Here is a 26,313-nt window from a genome sequence, read left to right on the forward strand (position 1 = left end):
CAACCGTTCGGCCCGGTCCCGCTACGGGCGGACGCTGATCTCGCCGATCCCCGTGCCGAGGCCGGCGCAGTGCGCGGTGGACTGGCCGGACTGGCCCGGGGCGAGGGTGACGTGCTCGCCGTCCACGTCCGGCGACCAGCCGCAGACCAGGTGCACCCAGAAGGTCCGGGTCGTGGAGCCGTTGTTCCGGCACAGCGCGTAGCCGGTGTGGTCGTCGATGGCGTGCTTGCCGGTCTCGCAGGACAGGCCGGGCGGTGTCGCGGCGGCCGGGGCCGCGGTGGCGAGCCCGCCCGCCACGGCGAGGGCCGTGGTCAGGCCGGTGACGGCGACGCCGCGCAGCGCGGCGCGGGACAGGCTCCTCAGGGTCTTCTTCATGGTGCCCTTTCGGTGGTGACCGCTCGTGACCGCCGTGGCGGTCCGTGACCGGTCGCGTTCGGCTCTGGCGCGGGCGGGGATCGGAGCGGACCGCCCGCGGTCTGCCTAACCGGGAACGCCGGAAAACGTCACGCTGTGTAGACGCCACCGGGGCGGAGCGCCCGGGGAGCCGTACGCCGAACGGGCGGCGTTCACTCCCCCGGCGTACGCTCGACTGGACCGGAGAGCAGTCGTCCGGCAGTCCCCCACGACCCTTCGCCCCGAGGAGGCGACGTGACCGGTTCCCCTCTCGGCACCCGCCCGGCCGTATGGGCCGCCGCGTTCCTGATCGGCGCCGCCGGCACCGGCGCCCTCGGCGGCGTGGCCCATGCGGAGGACATCGACAACCTCACCGCCCAGCAGATAGCCGACCGCTCCCGCGACGCGCTGCTCGGCGCGAACGCGGTGCACGTCTCCTCGCGCGGCGACCTGGGCAAGGGCAGCCCGCCCATGTCCCTGGACCTCACCGTGGACCGGGACGGCAACTGCAACGGCTCGGTGGACCTGGGCCGGAGCCAGGGCTCGGTGCTGATCGTCAAGCGCGGCGACGACGTGTGGCTCAAGCCGGACGCGGACTTCTGGAAGAACCAGGTGCCGAACGGCGGTTCGGCCTTCGCGGCGATCCTGGGCGACCGTTATCTGAAGGCCCCCGCCGACAGCCCGCGGCTGCGCGCCCTGACGAAGACGTGCGACCTCAACACCTTCCAGAAGCTGGTCAGCGACAACGCGAACGACGACACGGGCACCCTCAACAAGGGCTCGAAGACCACCGTCGGTGAGAACTCCGTGATCCCGCTGACCCGGATGCGCGGCGACATGACGCTGACCGTGGACGTGGCGGCGACCGGCAAGCCCTATCCGCTGCGGCTCTCCCTGCAGGGCGGTGACGGCGGGAACGCGGTGGTGAACCTCTCGGGCTTCGACGAACCGGTGCCGAGGACCACGCCGTCACCGGCCGAGTCGTACGACGTGAGCGCGCTGCTGGGCCGGACCTCCGCTCCGGCGTGACGCCCGCCGACCTCCATGGCGGCCGACCTGCGGCAACAGGCATGATAGGAACGCCCGTTCCAGTAGATTCACCAGTTGCCGCGAGTCCCCGCCGCCCCGACGGGCCGGGGGCCGGGAGGTCGGATACGTGTCACGTCAGGTGCTCACCGTCGCAGCGGACGGTTCGGGCGACTTCCGCACCGTCGCGGAGGCCGTCGCCCGGGCCCGCACCGGAGCCATCGTCACCCTCCGGCCCGGCCGGTACGAGGAGGCGCTCACCGTCACCGCCGCGATCACCCTGACCGCGGCCGAAGGACCGGGCACGGCGGAGTTGGCGCCGCGGCGCGGGACCGCCCTGACGCTCACCGGCGACGCCCTGATGGTCAGTGACCTCGTCCTGCGCGGACACGACGACGAGTTGCCCGTGGTCGACGTGCCACGCGGGCAGATCGCCCTGGACCGCTGCGAGGTGCACGGCTCCTCCTGGGCCGCCCTGTTCGCACGGGGCAACGGCTCCCTGGCCCTGCGCTCGTGCCGGGTGGGCAACCCGGCGGGAGCGGGCCTGGTGTCGACCTCCGGGAACGAGAGCTTCCTGGAGGACTGCCTCGTCGAGCATCTGGGCACCTCCGCGGTGGTCGCCGGGGAGCGCGGGCGGATCACCGTACGCCGCAGCCGGCTGCGCGACGCGCGGGGCAACGGCCTCCTGGCCAACGGCCAGGCCCAGGTGCTTCTGGAGGACTGCGCGATATCCGCCACCGACAAGCCCGGCCTCGCCGTGGAGGAGGACGGCACCGCGCGCATGGTGCGCGGCACGGTCCGCGAGGCCCTGGTCGGCGTCCACATCAGCTCCACCGGCCCGTCCGTACTGGAGGAGGTCACGGTCAGCGACACGACCGGCCACGGGCTCGTCGTGGGGGCGGGCAGCTCTCCCACGCTGACCGGGTGCCGCACGGAACGGACCGCGGGGCACGGGCTGCTCGTGACCGAGCGCAGCCGGGGCACCTTCGCGGACTGCGTGTTCGCCACCGCCCAGGACGCGGCGGTCCGGGTGAACGGCTTCTCGTCGCCGGTGCTGACCGGTGCCGTGGTGCAGGACGCGCGCGGCGTGGGGGTGCTGCTCGACGAGGACTCCGCCGCCGAGTTCGACCGGCTGGAGGTACGGGACTCGGGCGCGTCCGGGATCGTGGTGCGGCGCGGCGCCAATCCGCTGCTGCGGCGCGCCGCCGTCGCCCGGTCCGCGGCGCACGGCGTCGAGGTCCTGAAGGACGGCCGGGGACGCCTGGAGGAGTGCGTCGTCGAGGGCTCGGGCGGGTCGGCCGTCCATGTGCACGGGCACGGCAACCTGTACGTCGGCGGCGGCACCCTGCGCACCACGGGCGCCGCCGGCGTCCACGTGGGCGCGCTCGGCACGCTCACCCTGCGCGACACCCGCGTGGACGGCGCGACCGGGTCCGGTGTCCTGGTGGAGGCCGAGGGCGACCTGTCCGCCGCCCGGGCGCGGATCACCGGTGCCGGCGAGCACGGGGTGCTGGTCGCGGCGGGTGCGCGGGCCTCGCTGAACGCGTGCGAGGTGACCGGGTCCGGCGGTGACGGGGTCCGGGTGGAGGGCGCCGATCCCGTATCACTGACCGGGTGCGACCTCCGGGACAACCGGGGCAGCGGGCTGCGGCAGGCGGTGCCGGGCGACCGGCTGGCCGTGGACCGGCTGACCAGTGCGGGCAACGGCGCGCCCGACGCCTGGGGCAGCGCGGCGGGCGCCGAGGCGGCGGGCGACGGGCGGCTGCCCGGTGGCGCGGTGCCCCGGGCGGCCGAGCCGGATCAGGAGACCGGGCCGGTGGCGGAACTGCAATCGCTGATCGGGCTCGACGAGGTGAAGCAGCAGGTCCTGACACTGATCAACCTGAACCGGCTGGCGCAGCGGCGCGCCAGTCTCGGGATGCCCGCCCCGCCGATGAGCCGCCATCTCGTCTTCGCGGGGCCGCCCGGCACCGGCAAGACGACGGTGGCCCGGCTGTACGGGGCGATCCTGGCGTCGCTCGGGGTGCTGCGGTCCGGGCACCTGGTGGAGGTGTCGCGGGCGGACCTGGTGGCGCAGGTCGTCGGCGGCACCGCGATCAAGACCACCGAGGCGTTCAACAGGGCCCTGGGCGGGGTGCTGTTCGTGGACGAGGCGTACACGCTGCTCTCCGACGGCGGTGGTTCGGGCGCCGACTTCGGCCGGGAGGCCGTCGACACGCTGGTCAAGCTCATGGAGGACCACCGGGACGAGGTGGTGGTGGTCGCGGCCGGCTACCCGAAGGAGATGACCGCCTTCCTCGCCTCCAACCCGGGGCTGACCTCCCGCTTCACCCGTACCGTGGAGTTCACCGACTACACGTCGGACGAGCTGGTCACCATCGTCGAGCGGATGTGCACGGCACACCGCTACGAGCTGGAGCCGGCGGCCCGGACCGCGCTGGGCGCGCACTTCGACGCCGTTCCGCGCGACGCGGGCTTCGGCAACGGGCGCACCGCGCGCAAGGTCTTCGAGGAGATGGTGGACCGCCAGGCGTCCCGGCTCGCGGCCCTGCCGGAGGTGAACGAGCGGGATCTCGCGGTGCTCACCGCCGAGGACCTGGGGGTTCCGGCGGCGCCCGCGCCCGGAACGGGCGACGATCCTCTCCTGCGCCTGGACGCCCTCGTGGGGCTCGCGGCGGTCAAGCGCGAGGTGGGCGACCTGGTCAATCTGCTGGCCGCCGCGCGCCGCCGCAGCGAGGCGGGACTGCCCGTGCCCCGCATCAGCAACCACCTCGTCTTCGCGGGCCCGCCCGGCACCGGCAAGACCACCGTCGCCCGGCTCTACGGGGAGCTGCTGGGCTCCCTGGGGGTCCTGCCGCGCGGCCAGCTGGTCGAGGCGTCACGGGCGGACCTGGTGGGACGCTGGGTCGGCCATACGGCGCAGCTCACCCGGGAGGTCTTCGAACGCGCCCTGGGCGGCGTGCTGTTCATCGACGAGGCGTACACGCTCACCCCGGCGGGGGGATCCGGTTCCTCGGACTTCGGGCAGGAGGCGGTGGACACCCTGCTGAAGCTGATGGAGGACCACCGCGACGAGGTGGTGGTGATCGTGGCGGGCTACACCGAGGAGATGGAGCGCTTCCTCGGTTCGAACCCGGGCCTCGCCTCCCGCTTCGCGCGCCACGTCGAGTTCCCCGACTACACCTCGGACGAACTGGTCACCATCGTGCGCCGGCACGCCGTCGACAACGGCTACGAGTGCGCGCCGGGGGCGGCGGCCGCGTTGCGCGCGCACTTCGAGGGACTGCCCCGGGGCCGTGCGTTCGGCAACGCCCGCCTGGCCCGGCAGACGCTGGAGCAGATGATGACCCGCCAGGCCGGGCGGCTGAGCGCGCTCGCCGCCCCGAGCCTGGACGACCTGCGGCTGCTGCTGCCGGAGGACCTGCCGGCCGTGCGCTGACGTGGCGCGCCCCGGGCCCGTCCGGCCCGGCACCTCTCATCCCGTACCGAATCGAGGAACGGCCCGATGCGCCGACCCGCCACCGCGCTGCTGCTCGCCGCGGCTCTCACCGCCCTGTCCTGCCCGCCCGCGTCGGCCGATGACGGGGGCGGGGCCGAGGTGGTCCTGCCGGTCATCCCCGAGCGGCTGTCCACGCAGCAGAAGTGCACCTCCTTCAGGGGGCGGGCCGCGCCGGACGCCCCCTGGACGCGCGGCGCGCTCGCCCTGGACCAGGTGTGGGCACTGTCCCGGGGCCGGGGGGTGACCGTCGCGGTGGTCGGTACGGGGGTGAGTGACGCGTCCGCCGTGCTCGCGGGCCGGGTCGAGGCGCTGGGCGACGCGGACCGTGACTGTGTGGGCCGGGGCACGTTCCAGGCAGGGCTGATCGCCGGTGCCGTGACGGCGGGCCAGGGTTTCGCGGGCGTCGCGCCCCAGGCCCGGATCCTCGCGGTGCGGGGCACGGGCGGGCGCGGCGAACCGGACCCGGCCCGGCTGGCGGCCGGGGTGCGGCGGGCCGCGGAGGCGGGGGCGGGCGTCATCATGGTGACGGCCCCGCTGGACAGCCGCGACAAGGCGGTACGGGCGGCGCTCGGGGCCGCCGCCCGCGCCGACGCGCTGGTGGTGGTGCCGGCGGCGGCGGACAGCGCTGCGCCGGGGTCTTCCGGTGCGACGCCCCCGCCCGCTCCCGCGCCGCCCGCGAGCGCGCTGGCGGTCCTCGACACCGGACCGCGGGGCGACCGCCCGGACCCCGCTCCGGCCTTCACCCGCGCCGACCTCACGGCGCCGGGCGACGCACTGGTGGGCCCGGGCCCCGTGGGCGACGGCAAGTGGACGGGATCGGGCGCCTCGCTGGCCGCGGCGGTGACGGCGGGCACCGCGGCCCTGGTGCGCTCCTACCGGCCGGAGCTGACGGCGGCCGAGGTGCGGGAGCGGCTGCTGCGGACCGCGTACCCCGGGGACCTGCCGGCGCTCGACCCATACGGTGCGGTGGCGGGCGTCACGGCGAGCGCGGCCCCGACGGCGGCCGCGTCCGCCGATCCGGTACGCCTTCCCGCCGCCCAGGACACGCAGGGCGCCCGCACCACGGCGCTGCTGGTCACCGGGGGCGCGGTGGGGACGGTGCTGCTCGTGGCGTTCGTGGCGGCGATCCTGCCGCGCGGCAGGGCCCGGAAGTGGCGTCCGGGACGGCCGGCGGACTGACCGCCGGGATCACCCGGCCCGACCCTCCGGCTCCTCGTCCGGCAGGGCCAGTTGCATCAGGGCCGCCTTGCGGCGCGCGATGCGCAGGGCGCGCCCCGGCGGCAGGCTGCGTGGCTTCACGCTGTCGAAGACGTACCCCTCGGAAGGCGGGCAGGAGAGCTGGAGGGCCGGGGAGTTGACCTCCTGGAGCTTGCGCATCAGGGGGTCCATCCGGGAGGCGCCCGTCGCCGCCCTGGCCACGACGAGGTGGAGGCCGACCTCGTACCCCAGGGGCAGGTGCGGCAGGAGCGGTTCGAAGGGGCCGTTGAAGGCGGAGCCGACCATCTCGTAGTCGTCGACCAGGACGAACAGGCGCGGCCCCGTCCACCAGTCGGCCCGGCGCATCCGGGCGGGTGAGATGTCCTCGCCGGGTGCGCGGACGGCCATGGCGCGGGCCACCCCGTCGACGAGTTCGCGCAGTGGGTCGGCGGCGACGGCGTGGCCGAGCCGGTAGGCCTCGGGGACCGCTTCGACGAGTTCGCGGCGGTAGTCGACCACGAGGATGCGGGCCTGGTCCGGGGTGTGGGCGGCGGTGATCTGCCGGGCGATCAGGCGCAGCGCGCTGGTCTTGCCGCTCTCTGTGTCCCCGACCGCCACCAGGTGCGGGCTCTGCTCGAAGTCGTGCCACACCGGGGCGAGTTCGGACTCGTCGAGGCCGAGCGGGATGCGTAGCGGGCGGTCGGCCGCGACCGCCGGGAGCGAAGTGGCGGCGAGCCGGGTGGGCAGCATGCGGACCGGCGGGGCCGGGGGCGCGTCCCAGTGCTCCGCGACGGCTTCGACGAGGTCGGCAAGGGCCTCGGGGAGGTCGTCCGCGCCCTCGCCGCCGTCGATGCGGGGCAGGGCGGCGAGGAAGTGCAGCTTGTCGGGGCTCAGGCCGCGGCCCGGCACGGCGGGGACGGTGCCCGCCTTGCGGATGTCGATGCCGGAGTCCATCGGGTCGCCCATGCGCAGTTCCAGGCGGTTGCCCACCTGGTCGCGCAGAGCGGCGGAGAGCTCCACCCAGCGGGCGGTGCTGATCATCAGGTGGATGCCGTAGTTGAGGCCGCGGGTGGCCAGGCCGTTGAAGGCGGCGACGTCGTCGAACATGTCGTTGCGGACCGTGGACCAGCCGTCGACGACGAGGAAGACGTCTCCGAACGGCTCGTCCGCGTAGTCCCCGGCCGCCCGCCGCTTGCGGTAGGTGGCCATGGAGTCGATGCCGTGCTCCTGGAAGAAGACCTCGCGCCGGTTGAGCAGGGAGGTGACCTCCGCCAGGGTGCGGGAGACCCGCTCGGTGTCGAGGCGGCCGGCGACACCGCCGACGTGCGGCAGCCCGGCCAGGGCCTGCAGGGCGCCACCGCCGAAGTCCAGGCAGTAGAACTGCACTTCGCGTGGGGTGTGGGTGAGGGCGAGCGCGGTGACGAGGGTGCGCAGGACGGTGCTCTTGCCGCTCTGCGGTCCGCCCGCGACGGCGAAGTGGCCGCCCGCGCCGGAGAGGTCGAGGGTGAGCAGGTCGCGTATCTGCTCGAAGGGCTTGTCCACGATGCCGACGGGCACCCGCAGCGTCCCCCGCTCGGGCGAGCCGGCGCAGGTGAGGCCGAGCTCCGGGTCGGGGACCACCGGGGGCAGCAGGGCGTCCAGGGCGGGCGGGGAGTCGAGTGGCGGGAGCCATACCTGGTGGGCGGGCGGGCCGCTGTCCGCCAGCCGCCCGATGGCCAGCGCGAGCAGGGACTCGCCGGTTCCGGGCCCGGTGGCGGCCGGTTCCGGGTCGGGCGCGGCGGGCAGGGTCCGGGGCACCACCCAGCCGGTGCCCCAGGGCACGACCTGGCGGGCGATCCGGGCCTGCTGGACGCTGCCCCGCTTGGGGGTGTACGCGCCTGAGACGTAGGCGGCGCGGAACCGGGTGAGGGATTCGACGCCGCTCTTGAGGTAGCCACTGCCGGGGGTGGGGGGCAGGTGGTAGGCGTCGGGGACGCCGAGGACGCCGCGGCTCTCGATGGCGGAGAAGGTGCGCAGGCCGATGCGGTAGGAGAGGTGGCTCTCCAGCTGGTGCATGCGCCCTTCCTCCAGCCGCTGGGAGGCGAGCAGGAGGTGGACGCCCAGGGAGCGGCCGAGCCGGCCGATCATCACGAAGAGGTCCATGAACTCGCGGTGCGCTGCCAGCAGTTCGGAGAACTCGTCGACGACGACGAAGAGCGAGGGCAGCGGCGCGAGAGCGGCCCCGGCCGCGCGGGCCTTCTCGTATTCCAGGACCGAGGAGTAGTTGCCGGCCCGGCGCAGCAGCTCCTGGCGGCGCATGAGTTCACCGTGCAGGGCGTCCTGCATGCGACCGACGAGGGGGGTCTCCTCGGCGAGGTTGGTGATGACCGCGGAGGTGTGCGGCAGTGCATCCATGCCGAGGAAGGTGGCGCCGCCCTTGAAGTCGACGAGGACGAGGTTGAGCGTCTCGGACGAATGTGTCAGCGCGAGGCCGAGCACCAGGGTGCGCAGCAGTTCGCTCTTGCCGGAGCCGGTGGCGCCGATGAGCATGCCGTGCGGGCCCATGCCGCCCTGCGCGGACTCCTTGATGTCGAGCTCGACGGGCCTGCCGTCCTCCCCGAGGGCGATCGGCACCCGCAGCCGCTCGCGGCTCGTCAGGGAGCGGCCGAACAGCTTGTGCGGGTCGTGGGCGCGCAGGTCGGGGATGCCGAGCAGATCGGTCAGTTCGGTGTCGGCGGCGAAGGGCTCGGCCGCGACGGCGCCGCCGCCCAGCCGGTACGGGGCGAGGCGTGCGGCCAGGGCACGGGCCGCGACGGGGCCGAGCGCGTCGGGTTCGCCGAGGAGCGTCGCCTGCTCCTTGCGGTCGCGGTCGGTGCGGACGAGGAAGAGGCCGTCGTCCTGGAGGCGCAGGCGCAGAGTGCCCCGGGCGGGCTTCCAGGTGAACGCGCCGGAGAGGTCGACGACGACGGCGTTGCGGTAGCCGGGGCCGCCCAGGCGGTGGCCGCCGGGGACGGCGCCGCCGTCCACGACGATCAGGGTGAACGGCTCCTCGCGGCCGGGCGGGGTCTCCGGGTCGAAGGGCGGGCGCTCGGTGAAGTCGGCGCCGAGCAGTTCTTCCAGCTCCACCAGGCCGGCGGCGACGGCGCGGGCGGCGCCCGCGCCGTCGCGCTGGTACGCGTGCTGGACGTGCGGAAGCCACTTCAGCCACTCCCAGTCGGCGCGCCGCTCGTCCGACACGCACAGCGCGACGGCCAGTTCCTCCGGTGCGTGGAAGGCGGCGAGCTGTGCGATCAGCGCCCTGGCCAGGGCACGGGCACGGTCCTCGTCGCCCTGCACCAGGACGCGTGACCAGGCGCGCAGGTAGAGGGCGATGGGCTGGTCCGGCACGGTGCCGTAGGCGCGGATGAAGCTGCGCAGGGCGTGCGCGGAGAGCGGTTCGAGGTCTTCGACGGGCTTGGTGGAGAGAGGGGCGAGACGGCTGCCGAGCTTCTGTTCGCCGACCGCGACGCGAACCTCGGCGAAGTCCTCGTCGGCGGGACGCCGTTCCCACTGCCGGCTCGTTCCGGTGAGGGCCCAGAGGGCCGCGGGGTCGGGGTGCCGCCAGGCGAGGGCCCGTTGCTGTTCGGCGACGGTACGGCGGATCCTGCGCCGGGTCTGGGCCAGGTAGCGCAGGTAGTCGCGGCGCTCGCCCTTGAGCTTGCGCTTGCGTTCACCGGCGCCGCGGACCAGCTGGCCGACGACCATCGCCACGGAGGACAACAGCATCAGGCCGATCGCGAAGTAGCTGAACGTGGTGACCTGCCCGGGGCGGATGAACATCATCAGCATGGCGAGGGAGGTGAGGCACATCGGCAGGTACATCCACAGCGCGGACGCGTTGGGTTCCGCCTCGGGGAGGGTGGGCGGCTCCTGCAGGCCGATCTCGCCGTCCGGCATGCCGGGACCCCGTCTGCGGGCCGGACGGCGGAAGAGGACTGTGCTCACGCGGGCTTCTCTCGTCGGACTGCTCGCGCCGGATACCGCCGGAAGGGCGGCACCGGCCGGACACAGGGGGGCAGGCCCGCACACGGAGAAGGCAAACGCGTGTGCGACCTGACGTCGGGTCAACGGTAGTGTGTCGTGATCCACTTCGGAATCCCGGCCTCGCGGAGAGGTGTGGCCACGCCGCCATGACAGACATATCCCCCACCGGCCTGTGCCGGCTCAGCGTCCGGGCACCGCGGCGCCTGATCGATCTCGCGGTCCCCGCCGACGTGCCCCTGGCCGATCTGCTGCCCATCCTCCTCGACCACGCGGGCGAGGACCTCGCCGAGCAGGGCATCGAGCACGGGGGCTGGGTCCTGCAACGGCTCGGCGGGGCGCCCCTCGACGAGGAGAGCACGCCCGAGGAGCTGTCGCTCCGCGACGGCGAGACCCTCCTGCTGCGCCCCCGCACCGAGGCGCTGCCCGCCATCCACTTCGACGACCTGGTCGACGGGGTCTCCACCACGATGCGCGAACGGCCGCACGGCTGGGCGGCCCGCACCAGCCGGTGGCTGCTGCGGGGCACCGCCGTGGTGCTGCTCGCCGCCGGACTGCTGGTGCCGGCGCTGCCGGGTGGCTCGCCCGGGCTACGGGCCGCTCTCGCGGCGGGCACCGGCCTGCTGGTGCTCTTCGGGGCGGCATCGGCGAGCCGGGCGGTCGGCGACTCGGCGGCGGGGGCGGCGCTCGGCGTCCTGGTCGCGCCCTGGCTGGCCCTGGCGGGCTGGCTGTTGCCCACGGGCGACCCGGGTCCCCAGCTGCTGGGCTCTCGGCTGCTCGCCGCGTCGGCCGCCGCCGCGGGCGGGGCCGTCCTGGCCGTCGCCGCGGTCGCCGCGTTCCTCCCCCTGCTGCTGTGCGCGGCGGTCATCGCGCTCGCGGGCGCCCTGTGGGGCGTACTGATGCTGACTCTGGACGTGCCCGCCTCGCACGCAGCGAGCATCGTGGCCGTGGCCGCCGTCGTCTTCGGCGGGCTGATCCCCGGCGTCTCCTTCCGGCTGTCGGGCCTGCGGCTGCCCGCCCTGCCCGCCAACGCCGAACAGTTGCAGGAGGGCATCGAGCCCCACCCGCACCGGACGGTGGTGACCCGTACCGCGCTCGCCGACGAGTGGATGACCGCCCTGTACACGGCCGCCGGCCTGGTCTGCGCCGGTGTGCTCGCCGCGCTCGTGCTGGACCGGCCGACCACCGCGTCCCAGGTCACCGCGGCCGCCCTCTCGGTGCTCCTGCTGCTCCACGCGCGCGGCATCGGCAACGTGTGGCAGCGGCCCGCCGTGATGCTGCCCGGGCTGTGGGGTCTCGTGCTGCTGGCGGTGCACGCCGCCGAGGTGCTGGCTCCGGACCGGCGGCCCCTGCTCCTCGCCGCGCTGCTGGCGCTCGCGGCGACGGCGGCCATCGCGTCCTGGACGGTCCCCGGCCGCCGGATGCTGCCGCACTGGGGCAGGGCCGCCGACCTCGTGCACTCGCTCGCGGCGGTGGCGCTGATCCCGCTCGCCCTGTGGGTGCTCGGCGTGTACGCGGCCCTGCGCACCGCGACCGGCTGAGGGGGCGGCGGGAATGCAGTCACGCAAGGACCAGGTCCAGGCGCACATGTTCGTCATGGGGCGGCTCACCAGCGGCATGCTGCGCGGCGACCCGGACTCCCCGGAGTCCCCCGTCGGCCGCACCAACCGGGGCATGGCCTGGGGCCTCGGCCTCGGTGTCGTCCTGGCGGTCGGGTTCCTGCTGTTCGGGCTGATCTCCCCGGCGGGCTCGAAGTCCTGGCGGCAGGAGTCCGCGCTCATCGTGCAGAAGGACACCGGCACCCGTTACCTGTACCTCGAGGGGAAGCTGCGTCCGGTACGCAACTACGCCTCGGCGAGACTGATGTCCGCGGACACCCTCACCACCGTCCAGGTGTCCGCCGCCTCGTTGCGCGGGGAGCCGCACGGCACCCCGGTCGGCATACCCGGCGCCCCGGACTCCCTGCCCGCCGTCGGCGATCTGGAGACCGGCGCCTGGCAGGTCTGCGCCGACGAGCCGGAGCACACGGGCCCCGACGGCACCGGGCGCGCCGCCGTGACCTCGCTGCGGGTGGGCTTCCCCGTCGGCGGTACGTCTCCGGGGATCGGCCGCGCGGTGCTCGCGGAGGCCCCGGACGGGCAGTGGTACGTGCTGTGGGGCGACCACCGGCTGCGGCTGGGCGGGCACGGGGCCGCCGAGGCCCTGGGCTACGCGGGCGCGACCCCGGTGCGGGTGTCGGCCGCGTTCCTGGACAGCGTCCCGGCGGGCGCCGACCTGGTGGCGCCCGAGGTGGACGGGCGCGGCGCGGCAGGCCCCCGCATCGGCGGCCGCCCCGGCCGGGTCGGGCAGGTGTACCGGCTGTCCTCGCCCGGCGCCGCCACCCGCTACTACCTCCTGGAGAAGGCCGGGCTGCGGGCGCTGAGCGACCCGGGCGCGGCCCTGGTGCTGGGCGACGACCGTACGGCGAAGCTGGCGTACGGGGGTGAGGTGCCGGCCGCGATCGCGCTGACGGCCGACCAGCTCGCCCAGCACCGCGCCCCGGGTGCGGCGGCCGCCCAGGACCCCGCACAGTGGCCCGACCGGACACCGGCGCTGCGGGAGCCGGGCCCCGGCGCCTCGGTGTGCGCGCAAATCCGGCCGGACGGGACGTCACCCACGGTGCGGCTCGCGCTGCTTCCCAAGGCCCCGAAGGCGGACGCCCCGGCGGCAGGTCCGGACATCGCGAGGGCGTGCCTCGCGGTGGACGGGGTGGCGGTGCGGCCCGGGGGCGGCGCGCTCGTCCAGGTGCTGGGCGCCGGGGGTTCCGCGATCGGGTCGACGGCGTACCTGGTCACGGACACCGGGGTGAAGTACCGGCTGCCGGACGCGGAGGCGGTCGAGCGGCTGGGGCTCAAGGGCGGTCACGCGCAGGCCGTTCCGTCGCGGCTGCTGGACATGCTGCCCACCGGCCCGGTGCTGGACGTGGCGGCGGCGACCGGTGAGGCCCCCGCGAGGGCCGGCGGTACCTGCGGTGGAGCACCAAAGATCAAATAGGGCTCAGATTTGACGCCGAGTCATTGTTCCCGACACATCAGTGTCCCTAGCATCGACACACCTCACGTCACAGCGGTCCCTCCTCGCTCTTCAGGAAGGCAGTACCAGCCATGGCCACTCCCCCTGCCCCGGGCAGCATCCAGACGTCGGCGCAGTCCGAGAACGAGAAGGGCTACACCGCGCTCAGCATGGTGAAGTCGGGCATCCAGCAGTCCCAGCAGGAGGTCCGCACCACCATGGGGACGCTGATGGCCGCCTACGGCGGACAGGACGGCGGCGCGTTCCAGCGCCTCCTGACGGACTGGAACGCCCAGGTGGACATCATCACGAAGAACGTCGGCGAGATGATGCAGAAGCTCCAGGAGACCGGCGTCCAGCAGCGCAACCTCCAGCAGCACACCACGGACACCATCCTCACCAGCGGCAGGTCGCAGAACGTCTTCGACCAGCTGGCCTGATCAGCGCTCCGCACTCCCGGCCCGTCCTTCTCCCCGCCCCGTAAGGAGTCCGCCATGACCACCCCCGCCGGCTACGACCACTCCAACAAGACCGACGGCATCATCCACGTCGAGTACAAGCACGTGGACCAGGCCGCGGAGGACATGCGGCTGCAGACGCAGCGCATCAAGGACCTCGTCACCGCCCTCAATGAGGAGCTCCAGAGCCTGCACGGCGCCTGGCAGGGGGCCGACGCGGCGACGTACGCGACGCTCCAGACCAGCTGGAACACCGCGACCGAGCAGCTCGGCCAGGTCCTGTCCCGGCACAGCTCGACGCTGAACGAGATCTCCGACCTGTACCGCAGGCACGAGAACCGCAGCGCGTCGGAGTGGGGCAGCATCCGCGTCGGGCGCTGACCCGGTGACCGTCCTCGTCCGCCCACCCGAGGGAGAGCAGTGATGGCGACCTCGCCGACCGACCTGTCGCACCTGGACACGGAGACCCTGCGCAGATTCACCGACACCGACGTGGCGGAGTTCGTGAAGCTGCTCACGGACCTCGTCACGGACACCCCCGGGCACGAGGTGTCCGGGATGGCGGCGCTCGCGGCCCAGTTCTCCTCGCCCCAGACCGGTTACGTCAGGACCGCGCTGAAGGTGGGGAAGCTGGGGGCCTCCGGCGACGAGAGCGCCGGACCGCTGTCGATGGCCCCGCTCCTGTCCTACCTGGCCTCGGCGGCCACCTCGCTGGCCGGGATCGAGGAGGACCAGCTGAAGCTGTTCAACGACATCAAGCGTGAACTGGGCGCGGTGGTCACCGACATGGAGAAGACCCAGAAGGACAGCCTGGACGAGATCGAGAGCCGGAAGTTCCTCAACGATCTCCACCACGTCAACGCCGACCTGGCACCCACCGACCCCGCCTGACCGCCCGACCGAGGGAGAGATGATCCGCTCATGGCCGCCGACTCAAGCTGGGAGTCCGTCGTCAAGCAGCTCACCGGCTTCGACGGGGGGACCCGGGTCAACGTGGCGGCCGTGGGCGGTGCGGACGCCGCGGCTGGCGACGGCAGCGAGTGGATGCAACCCGGCATCTCGCACGGCGAAGTGGCCCGCGAGACCACCCCGGATCTGGAGTCGCCGGGCGCGAAGCTCGGCCGGACGCTGAAGTTCTACGGTCCGCCGGAGAGCTCGTCGGGCAACGTCCAGGTGTACACCGTTCAGCTGGTCCTTCCCTGGGAGTCGTCCAACGGCGCCGACTGGTCCGACACGGGCAACGCGGGAGCGTACGACTGGGGTTACGGCCAGGCGCTGCGGATGCTGGTGGACGAGCACCGCACCACGGGGTTCGGGGCGGAGTACCCGCACACCAAGGCGGTCGCGGACGAGGACTCGGTGGACCTGCGGACCTTTCCCGCGACGGCGAGGGCGTTCGACCGGGTCACAGCGTACTTCCGCGGCCGGTCGCCGGTGCTGGACCAGTGGGTCAAGGACCTCGACGGCGAGGACGCGGCCTACCGGGGCAGCGGCGCCGACGTCTTCCGGGACCTCATCGACGCACTCGGCACGGGGTACAAGGACCTGCTGAGCGACCTCTCCTCGACCGGGGGCGGCTCCGTCTCGGTCAGCGATCCCTCGTACCGGCCGGACTCCGTCGTGAGCGACCGGATCCTGGACGCCGAGCTGGCGATCTTCAACGCCGCGTCCACGCTGTGGCAGGCGTGGGACTCCTGGGTGGCGACCGGGATGTGGCTGGGGACCGCCCACCTCGACAAGCTCCTCGACGAGGTGGCGCTCTGGCTGAACGAGAACAACATCCGCCGCATGCAGCAGAACGAAGGGGGCGCCTCGCGGGCGGGCGCCGGCTTCCTCACCACGCACCCGGTCTACGGCGACCTGACGAAGGAGGAGAGCTGGAAGGCACTGTCCAGGGCGGCGTGCACCGCCTGGACGGCCACCCTGTCCGCGCTGGACACCGCGGCGCAGCGGGCCATGCTGGACCTCAACCAGGCCATGATGGTGCCGGGCACGGCCACCGGCTTCACGTTCACCCCGGGCTCGGCCTCCCTCAGCGAGGCCAACGCGTCGGACGAGGCCGCCAAGGCCAAGGAGGAGGCCCAGAAGCAGATGGACGACCTGGCCAAGGGCGTTCCCGGGACGGGTGACCCCGGCACGGGCGCCCCCGGGCTGGGCGACGACGGCGGCGCCGGGACGGAGAACCCGTTCGCGACCGGCGACGAGGAGTCCGTCACCGGGCCCGGCGGCGACGGGACCACCCCGAGCGCGGTGCCCCCGCTCGGCCTGAACGGCACGGGAGACGGCAGCTCGTTCGGGCTCGACGGCACCACCACCGCGAACCCGGACGGCTCCGTCACCACCACGAACCCCGACGGGTCCCTCACCACCACGAACCCCGACGGCTCGCGCACCACCACCTACCCGGACGGCCACCAGGAGACCACTCCCGCGGGCGTCCTGCCGCCCGTCCTCGGCCTGAACGGCACGAGCACACCCGGTCTCGGGGGCGCGACGGCCAGGACCGTGAAGGGCCCGGACGGCAGCACGACCACGTACAACCCGGACGGCTCCCGGACCATCGCGCACAAGGACGGCACGACCACCACCGTCCGCGCGGACGGCTCGACGGTCACGGACAACCCCGACGGCTCCAGGACCGTGCTGAACAAGGACGGCAGCGAGACCGTCACCTACCGGGACGGTACGAAGACGACGATCGCGGCGGACGGCTCCACGTCCACCCGCTACCCGGACGGGACCTCGGCGAAGCTGTCCGCCGACGGCACCCTCACCGCCACCGACGCCCAGGGCCACAGCACGGTCACCCACCCCCGGCCGGGCGCCGCCACGCACAACCCGGACGGCTCCACCACCACGTACGGCGAGGACGGCACCACGACGACCACGCACGCCGACGGCACGAAGACCACGGTCGCGGCCAACGGCACCGTCACCACGGTCGACCCGGACGGCACGAAGACCGTCTCCCACCTGGGCAAGGGCACGTCCACCGTCCAGTACGCGGACGGCTCGGTCGCCCAGGTCGGCGCGGACGGCACCGTCTCGACGACGTACAAGGACGGCAGCACCACCAAGCTGGGCCCCGACGGCACCTACACCACCAGCGACGCGTACGGGCAGACGACCGGCACCGAGTCGGCGCCCGGCGCGAACGGTTCCGGGTGGGCGGATGACGACTACTACGACTACCCGGACAGCTCGGCCTCCGCCTCACTCCTGGACGGCGGTTACGGCTCGGCGGCGGACGGCGACGGTACGGCGGGCGGGCAGCTCCCTCCGCTGGGGCTGAACCCGCTGGGCGGGCAGGGGCTCACCCCGGGCGCCACGGGCGCGGGGGCGCTGGGTGAGCGCTCCCGGTCGCTGGCCGTGGGCGAGGCAGCATCGGCGCGTGGCACCCGGGCGGCCCAGCTGGCGGCGGAGGAGGCGGCCGCGATGCGCCGCCCCGCCACCAGCAGCTCCGGCACACCGATGATGCCCCCGATGGGCGGCATGGGCGGCGGTGCGGGCGCCGGCACGCAGAGCGCCGAGCGGGAGCGCTCGACGTGGGTGAGCGAGGACGAGGAGACCTGGGGCACCGACGAGGGCGGCGTGTCGGCGGTGATCGGACGATGACGGCGGACGCACGCCTGAGGAGAACGGCGGTAACACCATGAGCAACCCCATCGAGGAGCGGCTGGCGGAGGCGCTGGCGGAGTTCGAGGAGACCCGCGCCCAGCTGCGGGAGGCGGGCGCGGCGGCTGCGCGGATATCGGCCACGGTGATGTCGAAGGACCGTGCGGTGGAGGCCACCGTCGGCGCCCAGGGCCAGCTGACGAACCTCCGTTTCCCCAGCACCCGGTACCGGACGATGCCTCCGGCCCAGCTGGCGAGCGTCCTGATGGCCACCATCGCCGCCGCCCGTACCCAGGCGGCGGAGCAGCTGGCCGACGTCTACCGCCCGTTCGGCCCGCTGCCGGGGATGGCGCCGACGGACGAGGGCGGCTTCCAGGAGGTGGACTGGGACGAGCTGTTCGCACCTATGCGCGAGGCGGGGCTGCCCACGCCGCCAGTGAAGGCGCCGCCCACCGCGTCCTCGGGCGCGCTGCTGGACGAGCTGGTCGAGGAGGAGGACGGGCCCGCCGACGGCGGACCGCGCGAAGGGACGGCCGGGCGGTGACCTCTCTCGACGTCGACACCGAGAAGCTGGGCAAGAGCGGCGAGGACATGGGTGACGTCGCGGAGAAGATCAAGCTGCTCCGCGACGACTACCTCGACAAGATCACCTCGTATCACGGCTGTTGGGGAGAGGGGGAGTTCGGCGAGAAGTTCGGCGAGAAGTACCTCCAGGGCGTCGACGCGGCCCGGACGGGGGTCCGGGAGCTGGCCGACGCGCTCTTCGGCAGTTCGCAGAGCCTGAAGGACGCGGCCAAGGACTTCGATAGTCAGCAGCAGCACATCGCCGAGGCGCTGAACGTGCACGGCGGAAGGCGCTGACCGGTGTCCCTGGAGTTCCCGCCCGACTGCCTGTGGCTGTTCGCCATCCTCACCGGCGAGAAGCCGCCGAACGGTGACGAGGACAGGATGTTCGAGCTGGCCGAGGTCCACAAGGACCTGCACGGCAAGCTGTCGAACGACTTCAAGCAGCAGATCGCCGAGGCGCTCGGCTTCACCAGGCAGAGCTTCGACGGGGACGCCGCCGCCATGTACCAGGCGGCCATGAAGAGCTTCATCGGCGAGGAGGGGCTCGGTTACTTCGACGCGGTCGCGGACCAGGCGAAGCTGCTGGGCGACTTCACCCGCGAGGGCGCGACACAGCTCCAGTACACCAAGTACATGATCATCGCCCAGCTGGTGGAACTCCTGCTGGAGGCGGTCGTCGCGATGGCTCTGGCGTTCTTCTTCGGGGCGTCGATCCAGGCGTATCTGGCGAAGGTGGCCATCGTCCGCTTCCTCATCCGCTCGTGGCTCGGGCGGCTCCTGATGACGGTCCTCATGCACGAGGTGATCAACGTGGGGATGGGGGTCGCCATGGACCTCCTCGTCCAGTGGACGCAGTTCAACCAGGGCACCCGGGACACGTACGACGGCACGCTCACGAAGGGCGCCGCCCTCTCGGGGATGATCCAGGGGCTGATGGCGGGCCCCTTCCAGTTCCTGGGCAAGACGTTCGGCAAGGGCCTCGCGAGGATCTTCGGCAAGGACGGCGGCCGGGCCCTCGGCAAGGAGATCGACACGGCGTTTCCGCCACCGCCGGTGCACGGGCCGAGGACGACGAGCGGGGTGGGCCCCAAGGCGCCGAAGTCCTTCGGGGACGACATCGCCAAGAACTTCGCCGACCATCTGCCGAGGACGGCGGGGCCCGGCGCCAAGGCGGCCGGGGACGCGTTCGTGAACGCCGTCGGCGATACGTTCAGGAAACACCTCGGCGGCAACGAGGCGCGGGACGCCGGCCGGGCCTGGGCGCAGGCGCTGCTCACACACACCGGGAAGCCGGATCTCCCGCAGTCCCTCGGCAGGGCCCTCGCACCGCTGGGCAAGGGGGTGGCGGACGGTCCGCTGGGGAAGGTGCTGAGCCAGGGAGCGGCCGACGTCCTCGCCCGGAACGTCCTGCAATCGGTGGCCGGAGCCGGGGGGCAGGCGCTGGGCAAGGGGGTGTTCGAGGGCGCGCACGCCGCCGTCTCCGAGGGCACGTACAACGTCGTCTTCAGCGACGAACACACCTTCAAGACGTCCGGGCTCACCTTCGGCTCCGGCATCGCGGAGGGGCGGATCGGGCACCTGCTGGAGACCCGGGGCGAGCACCTCGGCGCGGACCTGCGCAACACGGTGCTGGAGGCGGGGCTGAAGCTGCCGGGCCACGGTGCGCAGGGGGTGACCGGTCAGGACGCAGGCGGTGGTGCGGGGAGCGGCGTGGCGGTCGGGCAGGCGACACCGGCCCCGACGCCCACACCCACGTCCACGTCCACGTCCACGTCCACGTCCACGTCCACGTCCACGTCCACGTCCACGTCCACGAGCACGTCTATACCCACACCCACACCCACACCAGCACCGACCCCGGCGCCGGCGCCGACGACCTCCACTCCCACGAACACCCCCGCATCCCCTACGAAGCCGGCGGGCAACCCTCCCGCCGCGAACCCCTCAACTGGCGGGCGGCCACAGGAGAGTCAGGGTGCGGTCGCCACTACCAGCACACCGTCGAAGCATGCTCAGCCGACGGGAAACGGGACGGGGAACGAGAACGGGGACCAGCAGTCCAAACCCCCGGTCGTCTCACAGGAGAACGACCACCAGTCCTTCGCCGGGAAACACCTCCCCCGGTCCGACGACACGGAGGAGGAGTCCACCGAGCCGAACGATTCCGCCTGGGACAACAGCAAGGCCCCGGAGGAATCGACGTCCACCGCCGCGTCGTCGTACACCGCCATCACGATCCCCCATCAGGTCGAGAGCGCACCCAACAACGCACTCAACCCCACGCTCGACTCCAATCTGCCCTCACCGCCTCCGCAGGTCGAGCTGTCCGACGAGGTGGCGCACTTCGGCACCCAGCAGAGCGAGGGCACCAGCGGAGTCCACCTCGACCCGATCACGGATCAGGTGGCAGCCAACCTCCAGCAGGAGACCCTGCAGCGGCTGACGGGGATCACCGGCCCGCTCACCGAGAAGCAGCGCGCCGACGCGGCCGGCCAACTGGCGGCCCTGCTCTCGCCGCAGGCGCTCCAGGACAACCGGGTGATGCTGTTCAGCCAGGACGGTCATCCGGTCACCGTGACGGTCGGCGGCCGCCCCCACTCGCTCGACGTACAGCTCCAGCTGACCCGGCCCAGGCCCTCAGCGGTCTACGGAGCCGGCAAGCGGCAGCCGCCGCACAACAACGAGCAGCGCCAGGCGGCCGTGTTCGACACCACGTCGTCGTCGTCGGCCACCGCCGTGCGTACCGTGTCCGTGGCGTTCTCGTATTTCCTCGACAAGGTCACGGCCTACTTCACCGGCGGGTCCGTCGCGCTCAGTTTCAACACCACCTACCAGCAGACGAGCCTGACGTCGACGGTGAGCAGCGCTGTCAATTCCACCAGCCTGCTGCGCAGTTCGGAGGCGTCCAGCCCGTACGACTACACGGTGCTGGGCCGTGCGCGGGCGTCCTCGTCCACACCGTTCGAGCCGATCGACCCGGTCCGCACGGTCCCGCCCGAGCTGGGCACGGTGACGGCGTGGTTCCCCGAGCACCTGGCGACGCCCGGCTACGGGACCGAGGGCGGCAAGGTCTTCGAGACGCCCGAGGCCCTGGCGGCGCATCTGGCCACCTCCCCGTTGTGGGTCATGGACTCCATGTCCGATCCGGGAAGCCTGCTGCGCGAGGTGCGCCGGCAGTACGGAACCGAGCTCGGCCGGCTCGACTCCGCGTCGCTGCTGGCGGTGGAGAAGTACTTCGGTGCGGAGCATCTGCTCGGGGCGCTGCCTCTCCAGCACGAGACCGGCGTACCCGGCGGCTCCGTCGGGACCCTCTCACCGGTCCTGCTCGACAGGAGCGGCAACGCCCTCGGTCTGTTCAAGGTCACGGCCGACATCACGGGCCGGGAGGGCCGGGAGACCAAGGTCGGACCGCAGTACAGTCTGGAACGCTTCCTGGAACGCCAGTTGAAGACCGACTCCCTGGCGAAGGTGTCGCAGTCGCTCGGCGGCGAGATCACGGGCGGACCGAACGTGAGCAGCAGGCCCGCCGAGGCGGACAAGAGCTTCCGGGACTTCATTTTCGGCCTCTCGGGAATCATCAAGGCGGGCGGCAGCAAGCAGGGGGACCGGTCGTTCGGCTCCGGGGCCACACACAGCCTGACGCACAACATCCGCACCAACGGCGGGCATGTCCTGGCCCCCGCGAACGTGTCGTACAAAGTGGAGTTCATCCCGGCGGACGGCACGCGCAGTACGCCGCACCGGATGCCCGCCACGCCGGTCCGGATCAGGGCCCTGACCCCCGAGACCGCGAGCGGCACCGCGCCCGCGGCCGGTGCCGAGAAGCAGGCACCTCCCGAGGTGGCGCGGCTGGACGCGATCGGCCTGACCACGACTCCGCTCGCGGTGCACGGGGAGGGCGTCGGCGCGGTGTTCACGCAGGCCCGCGACTGGCTCCGCGACAACGGCTATCTGCCGCTCCCGGGCAAGCAGAACCGCCTCACCGACAAGTCCCTGGTCAAGGCCCGGCTGGAGAATCTGCGCAGACTGTCCATGCTGGAGTCCCAGTACGGCATGCTCGGCATGATGGACGAGCTGGTCGACGGCGGCACGGCACAGCACTTCACCAAGCCCCGGTTCGGCGGCGGCGTGGAACGGGTCCGTCTGACCTTCACCTTCGACCGCGACACGCGCGACGGGAAGTCGCCCGTCCACCTCACGTCACTGAGTGACATCCACCTGCCCAGCATCAGCACCATGTCCGTGCCCGGCACCGGTCAGAAGTCGTCCGGCACCACCTTCACCGGCGGGGGCGGCGTGCAGGTGGGCAACGCGCCGCTCGGAAACGTCAGCGCCGCGGGCAGCGGAGAGTACAAGTACACCTCGCAGACGACGGAGACGTCGACGGCTGCCGCCGCCGTCTCCCAGTCACAGATGATCCTGACGAGCAATCAGAAGACGGAGGTGTTCCGCGTCCCGGCCGTGTTCGCGGTCGACGTCATCACGGAATCCGGGCCGCTTCCCACCGGCCCGTTCACCTCGGCCGGCCGGAACGCGTACATCGACCTCGCCGTACCGGAGGACCGCACGGCGAAGGTCTCCGCGGCGTACGGGGAGGCGCGGCTCCAGCCCCCGGGCACCAAGCCTCCCGCGCAGGAGAAGACCTTCCTGCTGCCGGACAGCTCCCTCGTCGACGTCGTACGGGGCAGCAAGCAACTGCACGAAGGGGTGAACGCGATCCTGGCGGAGGTCGCGGAGCTGGACAGGGCCGAGGAGTCCGCATACGTACAGGACTCCGCACAGACGCCCGGCGAAGGCATGCCGGGCACATACCCGGCAGCCATCGACCCGGAGGACCGGGCCGAACTGGGGCATGGGGGCCTGCCCCCGACGACTCCACCGCCCGCGTCCTCCCCGTCGTGGTACTCCGCCGCCACCGGTGCCGCGAAGTCGGCCTTCGACGCCCTCCTGTACCTGGGCACCGTCGTCCAGCAGTCCGTCTCCGGCGGCGACCGCTCCGACCGTACGACCCTGCTGTACGAGGCGCTGCACGCGCAGCTGGCCCCCGCCGCCCTGCTGTCGCGGGCCCACCACATGGTCAAGGGGGTGTTCGTCATCGACGACCTGTTCGTGCCGGGCGTGACGGCGGGCACCGACCTGGTCGTCGAGGTGCGGGCGTTCCTCACGAATCCACAGGACCTCGGCACGGTCAAGCAGTACGGCGAGACGGACATCGGTGTCACGGACAACGCGTCGCACCAGGTGGCGCGGACGACGACGCACGAACTCCACCTGGGCCTCAACGGCAAGACCGGCCGGAGCCGGCAGGAGACGGAGCAGAACGCGACACCGCCGACGACCACGGTGAACATACCGGCGAAGGTGTACAACCGCGGGCGCGGAACCGGTACGTCGGTCACGACTTCGGCCTCGACCAACATCACCCGAGTGCCCTCCGAGAGCGGCGAACAGCACCGGATCAGCGCGGACATCACGTACGAGATCACCGTGCGCCGCGGTAGCCGGCGGTTTTCCCACCTGAGCACCACGGCGGACGCCCTCACCCGCACCGTGCACGTGCCCGGCGGCATCACCTTCCTCGCCACCGACGCCCAGCTCCGCCGCAGCGGGACGATGCTGGAGTCCTTCGCGAGCACGGCGGAGGGCACGACGGACTCCGCGTCCGCCCGGCTGCCCCGGCACTTCGTCAAGCACGGCGCGCTCGGCCTCGCGGCGGTGCTGGAGGCGACGCCCCTGGAGAAGGAACTCACGGCCCCCGGCACCGACACGGTTCCGGTCCGGCAGACTCCGCACGAGTCCACGCCCCCCACGAACGTGGACGCCCGGCAGCCCGATCTCCTGCGGCAGCAGCTCACCGATCTCGTCGAGCTGCACGCCCCGGGCAGTCTCACTCCCGGCCACCGCAACTACGTGCCCGGCCTGGCCCAGCGCATCGCCGACGACACCTCTCCCGCCGCCCTCGCCTCGCTGCCCGGCCGGGGCGCGGACGGGCAGCTCAGCTTCACCTTCCCGTACACGAAGGGCCTCTCGACGCGCACCGTCACAGTCCGGGTGTACGGCAAACCAGCCTGGAACGAGGAGCAGTTGATGCTCGTGCGCGGCCGCCGGGCGAACCCCGGCGCCGGCGTGGAGAACTACTCGGCGCACGCGCCCGCGAACGTCACGAAGGGCAGCAGCCGGCTCGCCCGCCGGGGATTCAACGTCCCGTTCAACATCAAGCGTGTGCTGCCCACGCCCTGGGGCATGACGTTCAGCCCGTCGTTCAGCGGCTCCACCCAACGCACCAGCGCCGTGAACACGTCGGTCAACGCCGAGGACCGGGTGTGGCAGCGCGTGGAGGGCGGCAACGAGTTCACCCTCGGGTACGTGTTCGGCGCCGATCTCCACTTCGAGGGCAAGGATCCCCTGGACCGCCCGTCGACGGAGGTTCCCGGCCGTGTCGTCCTGCGGTTCTCCGGCAACCACGACGAGCAACCGGAACCGCAGTCCCCGCCCGCAGGCGTGTCCTACGGCATCACCACCCAGGACCCCCTCCTGTCCGGACCGTTCGCGACGGCGACGCCCCTGCGGCCGACCGGCACGGAAATCGCGTACGCGCTCGACAACCAGCGCGATCTCCTGAGCGCCGTCCAGCAACTGGCACCCGACCTCGCCGGCGGCGACCTGCGCTCCGGAGCCTCGGCCGAGAGCGCCGCGGTTCGGCTGACCGAGCTGATCCACGGCGGGCAGATCACCCTGGACCCCGTGCGCATCGCGGCCGGGGCGGGGGGTGCCGTCACCGGCACGGGGAAGCACCCCCGCGTCACCCTCGCCACCCACCTCTTCCACCCCCGGCTCATCGACTCCACCAAGGGCGTGACCGTCGACCGGTTGCGGATCACGGGTTTCAACACGTCGACCACGTCATCGACCGCCCGGAACGGCGGCTTCGGCATGGGGGTCGCCGTCAACTACGGCACCATCGTCTTCGGCAGCTCGGCTCCCGTCATCCAGTCCCAGTCCACCCCTGGCGGGCAGGGCGGCGGCGCTTCCGCGGTCTCCCGGCACTGGGAGAAGTCCGGAACACCCGGCCCGGCCGACGCCCAGAAGGGCCTGCACACTCACCTGATCGAAGTCGACACCGTGACCGCCGTGACGGGCCCGGACGGAAAGGTGCGGTATGTGACCGGGACCGCCGTCCTGCGGGTGCCCGAGCGCGATCTCCTCGGGCTCGGGGTGCTCCCCGAGGGGAACCGGGGCGAGGGCGTCTTCGACCTGTCCGCCAACGACATCCGCGCCCTCACGCCCGCCGAGATCGCCTCCAGGATCGTCGCCGCCGCGAGCACGCTGCCCTCCGACGCGTTCCCCCAGCTGTGGCTGGACCTGGGCACCGACCCCGCACCGGAGGCACGCGCCGAGGCCCTGCGCCGGGGGCAGGCCATCGCGCGGGAGAGCGGGCGCACAGTGGAGCTGGCCCTGCGCGACCAGGACGGCACCCGCATCTGGACCCTGCGCCCGCAGGACGCCCCGTTCCAGGAGGACGGCGCACACACACCGCTGCCCCCCGTCGCCGACCCGACCGCCCAGTCACTGGCGTCCCTCACCCCTCAGTGGCCCACCCCGAAGACCCCGGCGGCCGGTACGACGCCACTGGAGAACGGGACCGGCTCCGGGAACGGAACCGGCCGGACCCGCGAACGGGGAAGGCGGACGACGAATCCCGTACCGCCGCACGAGGTGGCGCGGTTCCGGGAAACGGACACCGCCGCCGTCCACACCGAACGCTTCGACCCGAAGCAGCACCAGGGGCGTCGGCAGTCGGGCCGCCTCAAGGGTTCCATGACGCTCATCCGCAACCACGTGCGCAGGATGCGGATGCCGGACGGCCGGACGGTGCGGCAGTTCTTCGTCGCGCTTCCCATGCGGCTCACCGACGGGCTGAGCCCGCAGGACCTGGCCGACTTCCAGGCCCGCGTGCAGACGGCCCTGGACACCATCGTCAACTCCGGTTACGTACTCCCGGAGTCGGGCGACCAACTGCACGTGACGGCCGAGTTCCTGGAGGACGCCACGCACAGCGAGGCGGTGGAACTGTCCCGGGCGGACGGCGCTCCGGACCGCGCCGACCAGCGCACCTGGGACGTGGGGCACAGCGACGCGGAGCTCGTCCACGAGATCCTGCACTACCTCGGTCTCGCCGACGAGTACTCCGACGCCGGTGAGCGGGCCGAGGACCGCCACCTCTTCCGGCGCTACGACTCCGCGAGCGCGGTGCGCGACCAGGGCCTCATGGTGAACACCCGTCAGGAGAACGTGCGTAACCTGCCGCAGGACTACCTCGCCACCATCGAGAGCGTCAGTGAGAACGCCGTCATCCGGACGTACGACGTGCGGGAAGGCGAAACGCCACCCTCGGGGCTCGCCGACCTCGTCCTGGACATCCTCTCCGGCGGGGCCGGTACCGGCGGTTCCGCGTGAACCGGCGAAGGCTAGGGTCAACGACGCATCACGCGGGATCAGTGAGGGAGA

The 26,313-nt window shown here is 72.8% G+C and carries 14 protein-coding genes; 12 read left to right on the forward strand and 2 right to left on the reverse strand.

Annotation, left to right across the window (positions count from 1 at the left end):
• Nucleotides 1-21 precede the first annotated feature (21 nt).
• Nucleotides 22-375 carry a hypothetical protein gene (locus tag ABZ564_RS20515; protein ID WP_360858194.1) on the reverse strand — a complete coding sequence of 118 codons (354 nt, stop codon included), beginning with the start codon at nt 373-375 and terminating at the stop codon, nt 22-24.
• 273 nt (nt 376-648) lie between these two features.
• Here ABZ564_RS20515 and ABZ564_RS20520 point away from each other — a divergent pair, with 273 nt between their 5' ends.
• The 3 genes from ABZ564_RS20520 to ABZ564_RS20530 all read left to right on the forward strand — a co-directional run bounded on the left by ABZ564_RS20520 (nt 649) and on the right by ABZ564_RS20530 (nt 6,097).
• Nucleotides 649-1,422 (forward strand): hypothetical protein, encoded by a 774-nt coding sequence (locus ABZ564_RS20520; protein ID WP_360858197.1) that lies wholly within the window; start codon nt 649-651, stop codon nt 1,420-1,422.
• A gap of 127 nt (nt 1,423-1,549) precedes the next feature.
• Nucleotides 1,550-4,858, forward strand: a complete 3,309-nt coding sequence (locus ABZ564_RS20525) for a right-handed parallel beta-helix repeat-containing protein (RefSeq protein ID WP_360858199.1) — start codon at nt 1,550-1,552, stop codon at nt 4,856-4,858.
• 66 nt (nt 4,859-4,924) lie between these two features.
• Nucleotides 4,925-6,097: a S8 family serine peptidase gene (locus tag ABZ564_RS20530; RefSeq protein ID WP_360858202.1), complete on the forward strand. Its 1,173-nt coding sequence runs from the start codon at nt 4,925-4,927 to the stop codon at nt 6,095-6,097.
• Nucleotides 6,098-6,106: 9 nt separating this feature from the next.
• Here the strand turns inward: ABZ564_RS20530 and eccCa are convergent, their stop codons facing one another.
• Nucleotides 6,107-10,078 (reverse strand): type VII secretion protein EccCa, encoded by a 3,972-nt coding sequence (eccCa, locus tag ABZ564_RS20535; protein ID WP_360858205.1) that lies wholly within the window; start codon nt 10,076-10,078, stop codon nt 6,107-6,109.
• A 185-nt stretch (nt 10,079-10,263) separates the two neighbouring features.
• Here eccCa and eccD point away from each other — a divergent pair, with 185 nt between their 5' ends.
• The 9 genes from eccD to ABZ564_RS20580 all read left to right on the forward strand — a co-directional run bounded on the left by eccD (nt 10,264) and on the right by ABZ564_RS20580 (nt 26,262).
• The gene (gene eccD / locus ABZ564_RS20540) at nt 10,264-11,655 is read left to right on the forward strand and encodes a type VII secretion integral membrane protein EccD (protein WP_360858208.1); all 1,392 of its coding nucleotides are present in this window, start codon (nt 10,264-10,266) and stop codon (nt 11,653-11,655) included.
• A gap of 13 nt (nt 11,656-11,668) precedes the next feature.
• A complete protein-coding gene (gene eccB / locus ABZ564_RS20545) occupies nt 11,669-13,147 on the forward strand; it encodes a type VII secretion protein EccB (protein WP_360858211.1) in 1,479 nt (492 codons plus the stop codon).
• Nucleotides 13,148-13,257: 110 nt separating this feature from the next.
• Nucleotides 13,258-13,605, forward strand: coding sequence for a hypothetical protein (locus tag ABZ564_RS20550; RefSeq protein ID WP_360858214.1), 348 nt, complete (start codon nt 13,258-13,260; stop codon nt 13,603-13,605).
• 54 nt (nt 13,606-13,659) lie between these two features.
• Nucleotides 13,660-14,004 carry a WXG100 family type VII secretion target gene (locus tag ABZ564_RS20555; protein WP_360858216.1) on the forward strand — a complete coding sequence of 115 codons (345 nt, stop codon included), beginning with the start codon at nt 13,660-13,662 and terminating at the stop codon, nt 14,002-14,004.
• A 42-nt stretch (nt 14,005-14,046) separates the two neighbouring features.
• Entirely contained in the window at nt 14,047-14,514 is a 468-nt protein-coding gene (locus tag ABZ564_RS20560; RefSeq protein ID WP_360858218.1) for a type VII secretion system-associated protein, read from the forward strand.
• Between the two features lie 30 nt (nt 14,515-14,544).
• Nucleotides 14,545-17,238 carry an AAWKG family protein gene (locus ABZ564_RS20565; RefSeq protein ID WP_360858221.1) on the forward strand — a complete coding sequence of 898 codons (2,694 nt, stop codon included), beginning with the start codon at nt 14,545-14,547 and terminating at the stop codon, nt 17,236-17,238.
• 37 nt (nt 17,239-17,275) lie between these two features.
• Entirely contained in the window at nt 17,276-17,782 is a 507-nt protein-coding gene (locus tag ABZ564_RS20570; protein ID WP_360858224.1) for a YbaB/EbfC family nucleoid-associated protein, read from the forward strand.
• Nucleotides 17,779-18,099, forward strand: coding sequence for a type VII secretion target (locus tag ABZ564_RS20575; protein WP_360858227.1), 321 nt, complete (start codon nt 17,779-17,781; stop codon nt 18,097-18,099). Before ABZ564_RS20570 ends, ABZ564_RS20575 begins: the two co-directional genes overlap by 4 nt.
• A 3-nt stretch (nt 18,100-18,102) precedes the next feature.
• Complete coding sequence (locus ABZ564_RS20580; protein WP_360858230.1) at nt 18,103-26,262, forward strand: hypothetical protein; 8,160 nt, start codon at nt 18,103-18,105, stop codon at nt 26,260-26,262.
• Nucleotides 26,263-26,313: the final 51 nt, after the last annotated feature.

The sequence above is a fragment of the Streptomyces sp. NPDC019224 genome, from assembly GCF_040632605.1.
Lineage (GTDB): Bacteria > Actinomycetota > Actinomycetes > Streptomycetales > Streptomycetaceae > Streptomyces.

Bases quoted from the DNA above. Each gene is read 5' to 3' on its own strand.
- ABZ564_RS20565 (WP_360858221.1), top strand. From the start codon at position 14,545: ATGGCCGCCGACTCAAGCTGGGAGTCCGTCGTCAAGCAGCTCACCGGC.
- ABZ564_RS20515 (WP_360858194.1), bottom strand. From the start codon at position 375: ATGAAGAAGACCCTGAGGAGCCTGTCCCGCGCCGCGCTGCGCGGCGTC.
- ABZ564_RS20555 (WP_360858216.1), top strand. From the start codon at position 13,660: ATGACCACCCCCGCCGGCTACGACCACTCCAACAAGACCGACGGCATC.
- ABZ564_RS20570 (WP_360858224.1), top strand. From the start codon at position 17,276: ATGAGCAACCCCATCGAGGAGCGGCTGGCGGAGGCGCTGGCGGAGTTC.
- ABZ564_RS20560 (WP_360858218.1), top strand. From the start codon at position 14,047: ATGGCGACCTCGCCGACCGACCTGTCGCACCTGGACACGGAGACCCTG.
- eccD (WP_360858208.1), top strand. From the start codon at position 10,264: ATGACAGACATATCCCCCACCGGCCTGTGCCGGCTCAGCGTCCGGGCA.
- ABZ564_RS20530 (WP_360858202.1), top strand. From the start codon at position 4,925: ATGCGCCGACCCGCCACCGCGCTGCTGCTCGCCGCGGCTCTCACCGCC.
- ABZ564_RS20550 (WP_360858214.1), top strand. From the start codon at position 13,258: ATGGCCACTCCCCCTGCCCCGGGCAGCATCCAGACGTCGGCGCAGTCC.
- eccB (WP_360858211.1), top strand. From the start codon at position 11,669: ATGCAGTCACGCAAGGACCAGGTCCAGGCGCACATGTTCGTCATGGGG.